This window comes from Moorena sp. SIO4E2, from assembly GCF_010671945.1.
Classification (GTDB): Bacteria; Cyanobacteriota; Cyanobacteriia; order Cyanobacteriales; family Coleofasciculaceae; genus Moorena; species Moorena producens.
The window spans coordinates 1-4,962 of record NZ_JAAHIE010000520.1; the positions used below are offsets into that span (position 1 = coordinate 1).

General features: G+C 43.6%; 4 protein-coding genes. 2 read left to right on the forward strand and 2 right to left on the reverse strand.

Annotated features, from left to right (window positions below):
* Positions 1-703: 703 nt before the first annotated feature.
* Positions 704-1,693: a protein-methionine-sulfoxide reductase catalytic subunit MsrP gene (gene msrP, locus F6K37_RS32010; RefSeq protein ID WP_287254622.1), complete on the forward strand. Its 990-nt coding sequence runs from the start codon at positions 704-706 to the stop codon at positions 1,691-1,693.
* A gap of 172 nt (positions 1,694-1,865) precedes the next feature.
* On the opposite strand, the gene F6K37_RS32015 is transcribed toward msrP, so the two are convergent.
* A complete protein-coding gene (locus F6K37_RS32015) occupies positions 1,866-2,492 on the reverse strand; it encodes a class I SAM-dependent methyltransferase (RefSeq protein WP_287254624.1) in 627 nt (208 codons plus the stop codon).
* Between the two features lie 107 nt (positions 2,493-2,599).
* On the opposite strand from F6K37_RS32015, the gene hemH reads away from it, so the two are divergent.
* Positions 2,600-3,763: a ferrochelatase gene (hemH, locus tag F6K37_RS32020; RefSeq protein ID WP_008179571.1), complete on the forward strand. Its 1,164-nt coding sequence runs from the start codon at positions 2,600-2,602 to the stop codon at positions 3,761-3,763.
* 129 nt (positions 3,764-3,892) lie between these two features.
* Here the strand turns inward: hemH and F6K37_RS32025 are convergent, their stop codons facing one another.
* Positions 3,893-4,393: a DUF427 domain-containing protein gene (locus F6K37_RS32025; protein WP_287254627.1), complete on the reverse strand. Its 501-nt coding sequence runs from the start codon at positions 4,391-4,393 to the stop codon at positions 3,893-3,895.
* Positions 4,394-4,962 lie beyond the last annotated feature (569 nt).

A 4,962-nucleotide genomic window follows, 5' to 3' on the forward strand; every position in this document is an offset into this window, starting at 1 on the left:
TTGGCTCACTAGACTGCGCTCCTGACTGAGCATAGGCAAGAGGTACCAATCCCACAACTATCCAGCCGATTCCTACTATAACTAGTGTTTTACGGATCATCAGCTTTCTCCTGGTTTTTTTATTTACGTTATTTTATTTATTTATTTATTTTTATTTTAGTAGTCATGACATTAATCTGGCATCCTAATACATCCTTATAAAAAAAAATAAGCGGTAGTAATTTTAACTATAGTTATTAACTATACTTGGCACAAGTATAACTTAAGCTTTTAACTGGCGCTATCAGTCAAGGCACTACTTGAAAAGCTACCCTTGCCAGCTATAAGCTCGTAAGCATTCAGCTATCAACTAATGCGCTACATCACAGCGTCGAAGCCTGTGCCACGCAAGCTACTTGAGGTGCTATCAGCTTATGGGCTATCAGCTTATGGGCTATCGACAAGCTAAGGGAACAGCTTTTGAATAAGCGATGCAGCGCCGACCTGCGGGGGTTTCCCCCACTCGCGCTTTGCATCAAGAAAACAGGTAAGCATTCGTTTAATGTCTGTTACGGAAAGCTGTTCCCGTAGCGTGAGCCTTGGCCTATGGCCACGCACTAGCGTTTGGCTGACGGCTAACGGCTGACTGCTGAATGCTTAAATAAGCTCCAGAGCCTCAGAGGCTGACTGCTAAAAGCTCACCGTCAACAATATCACTTACTTTATGACCATCATTCGTGTACCAAAGTCCTGGGAACTGCCAGAGCAACAAGTCACCTCAGAAACGGCTTATTCTAACCGACGTCGCTTTCTCAAAAATTTAGTTGGTGCCAGCCTAGGCACTGGAATGCTCTCAATTCTTGGTTGTCAAGCTTCCTCTTCTGCCTCAGACAAAGCTCTTTCGGAAACCCTAAATCAACCTAAGTTAAAATCCTTAGCAACCAATCCAGCTTTTGCCAGTGTTGACAGACCCATCACTGATCAGGATCTTGCTGGACAGTACAACAATTTTTATGAATTTGGCGGCAGTAAATCGATCTGGCAAGCAGCCCAAAATTTACCAACCAAAGACTGGAAGCTAGAGGTGACGGGATTAGTCAAAAATCCCCAAACCTATGACCTAGATGATCTGCAAACTAAATTTCCCATCGAAGAGCGGATCTATCGCTTCCGCTGTGTAGAGGCGTGGTCAATGGTGCTACCCTGGATCGGATTTCCCATGAAAGCGCTGATCAAAGCAGTAGAACCTACTTCAGAGGCTAAATTTGTGCGATTTACCTCCTATTATGACCGCAAAATTACTATTGGTCCAGGCATACACCTTGGTTCCTTACCTTGGCCTTATACCGAAAGTTTACGTGTTGAGGAAATGGCTAACGAACTAGCATTTTTTGCTATTGGTATTTATGGTCATCTATTACCCAAGCAGCATGGTGCTCCTATTCGCATGGTAGTGCCCTGGAAATATGGTTTTAAAGGAGCAAAATCCATAGTCAAAGTCGAGTTTTTAGCTAACCAGCCAGCTACCTACTGGAATACCATCAATTCCTATGAATATGACTTTGAGGCAAATGTTAACCCCAATAAGCCTCACCCCAGATGGTCACAAGCTACAGAAAAATTCATCAGTAGCGGTCCTAACTTATCCTGGGAAAAACGACCCACCCTACTTTACAACGGTTATGGGGAATATGTAGGTGGTCTGTATGGTTGAAGGTTATTTGGTTGTTCGCCTTTGGCGTTAGGTGTAGGGTAGGTTGAAGGTTGAAGGTTGAAGGTTGAAGGTTGAAGGTTTAAAAATGAAGGTTGAAGGTTGAAGGTTGAAGGTTGAAGGTTGATCGCCCTTGGCCTTCCCTTCGGGTAGGTTTTTTAGTTACTGTCGGCCTTTACGCTTTCGTAACCTGAATCACCTGTAAACTACCACCTGCGTACAAGGAGCGATCGCATACCTTAAACCCCACTTCCTCAAGCCCTTTGACCAAGTCAGTCTCCAGTAATTGCCAAGCTGTTTGGGTTTCAAACAACCACATAAATACCGCTAACCCTGGCCAAAACAAAACATTAGTTGGCTTGTGCAAATCCACTAGGGTAAATACTCCTCCTGGTTTAAGCACCCGGTAAACTTCCTGAATAATCTGCTGCAACACCTCAGGGGTCATTTCATGGAGTGCGGCGCTGGTGTGAACTATATCAAATTGAGCATCTGGAAATGGCATCTGTTCAGCCAAACCCTCTACATAGTTGGCCTGGGGAACATTCCGCCGCGCTCGCTCTAGGGATAGTGGCGAAATATCTAAACCTGTGACATGCTCAGACAATTCCACCAAGAACTGGGTTGCCTGACCACTGCCGCAACAGAGATCTAGCACCTTGGTTCCTGAATGAATTGTTAAGCCCTGTAACGGTAGCTGGCGGAATCGTCTCTCTCCACCCACGCTCAAAGCCGCGATCCGGGAAATACTATCATACAGCCATTGGTACTGATAACTCCAAGCTCTAAGAACTGTTGCCACTACTCACTCCTTCGTAAAGATCTGTGTTTCTTGTTGCAAATTTAAGTTAAAAAATATATTGTTAAAATCAGTAACAAATATGAAAGTTATGGGAAGCTGTGTTAACTATGGGTCGTGTTGGGGTATTATTGCTTAATCTAGGTGGGCCAGATCAGTTAAAGGATGTTCGTCCCTTTCTATTCAACCTGTTTTCTGACCCGGAAATCATTCGCCTGCCTTTTCCGTGGCTGCAAAAACCCCTGGCTTGGCTAATCTCGACTAAGCGTGCTAAGATATCCCAGGAGAACTACAAGCAAATTGGCGGTGGTTCCCCTCTACGGAAGATTACAGACGCCCAGGCTCAAGCCCTCCAGGAACATTTGCAAACGAAAGGGCAAGAGGTCAGTGTATATGTAGGAATGCGTTACTGGCATCCTTTCACTGAAGAAGCGATCGCAACCATCAAAGCGGATGGCATCGAACGCTTAGTTATTCTACCGCTTTATCCCCAATTTTCTATCAGCACCAGTGGTTCTAGCTTCCGTCTGCTAGAAAATCTGTGGACAGAAGACCCAGACCTGAGCAAGATTGAACACACAGTCATTCCCTCCTGGTACCAGCAGCCACAATACCTCCAAGCCATGGCTGATTTAATTGCTCAGGAACTCGATAAGTTTTCTAATCCTGATCAAGTTCATATCTTCTTTAGTGCTCACGGTGTCCCGATCAGCTATGTCACAGAAGCTGGAGACCCCTATCAGCAGGAAATTGAGGATTGCACTGCCTTAATTATGAAAACCCTCAACCGCCCCAATCCCCATACTCTGGCCTATCAAAGTCGGGTTGGTCCGGTAGAATGGCTCCAACCCTACACCGAAGATGCCTTGCAAGAACTCGGAGCTAAGAATACTCAAGATTTGCTGGTAGTCCCGATTAGTTTTGTCTCGGAACATATCGAAACCCTGCAAGAAATTGACATTGAGTATCGAGAAATAGCAGAAGAATCAGGGATTAAGCAGTTTGAGCGGGTACCAGCCCTCAATACCCATCCCCTGTTTATTGAGTCTTTGACAACTTTGGTAGTTGACGCTCTCGAATCACCCAGCCGTGAACTCTCTGAGGTAATTCGTCCCCCAGAGACAGTCAAAATTTACCCTCCAGAGCGCTGGGAGTGGGGCATGACTACAGCAGCAGAAGTTTGGAATGGTCGTCTGGCTATGATTGGGTTTATTGCTTTACTGTTGGAGTTGATTAGTGGTACTGGACCGCTACATTTTGCTGGGTTGTTGTAAATTTCTTCAGGTTACAACAGAAACGGGCAAGTCTAGATCTAGCACATTTAATTGGGAGGGGGGGCAAGTAATCGTCCCCCTCGACTGCTCCCAAATATCACCCACTATCTACCAAATCTACTAACCCATCTACCAACCCATTGTTCCTGGTTCTCCCTTGAAAGGTCCAACAAGATCACTGGTGATCCAGCCACCATAAAGATTGCCAGCTTGGGGTATAACTAACTCATCATCCACATAGCACGCATCCATTGGACGAGGATAAAAACCGTAGTAGTCTCTAATTTCAGTAAAATGAGGGGTTGGCTTAAAATAACGCCAAGCTGCATTAGCTACTTGTTTGTCACCCACAACAACATTGTAATATAAACACTTACCTTTCCACTCGCACCAGGTTTGACGTGGTGTTTCAATTAGATATTCCAACTTAATGTCTTCAGCGGGAATGTAGTATATGGGGGGATGGCTTGTTTCCAGCACTCGTTTAGCTCGTCTGGTCTCAGCTAGAACGATATCATTGAAAATGATTCGGATATGCTTAGTTGTATCTTCCCAAATGGCAGGGCGAGGATAATCCCAAACAGATTCTTGACCTGGACTGGGAGGGATAGGAGTTGGTCTTGGTTTCATGTCCTCAGTTATATTAGACTATATACAACTTCATGGTGTGGAATAAGAGTGAGTAGTATTTTGGTGAAAGTCTTCATTCCGCAGTATTGTCCAAAAATTCATTGTACACATTAGGTGCAAATACCACTCTTGTCAAAAGATATGCACCTGGGCTTGTATAATCATTATTTTTAAATAAAAAAACATTGTCTCCGTAATTCTTTAATATCGAACTTAAAACAAGTAATCTACTTTGAATACATTCTTTTAGTTTATTTTGCAGTGTTGTAAAAAATCTTTTGTTAAGTAAGATGGTGGACAACCAAAAAATACAGTAGTTTCATTTTTTGTTATATTTAACACTTTTTTGTCAGTTTGTAAGAAATCGCCTATTATTGCTGTGGTTTGGCTAGGGTTTGGTCAAAGTAAAGGAAACTAAAATCAATACTTGTGTACCACTACAGGTGATTCTAGGAACCCTATACATAATTTGGATCTGAAGAAATTCCCTTTTGATTCGTATACAAGTAAGAATCTAGCCCCTTCTCTACAATAAACTCCACTCCTGGAAAGTCGTAACTCATCACTAC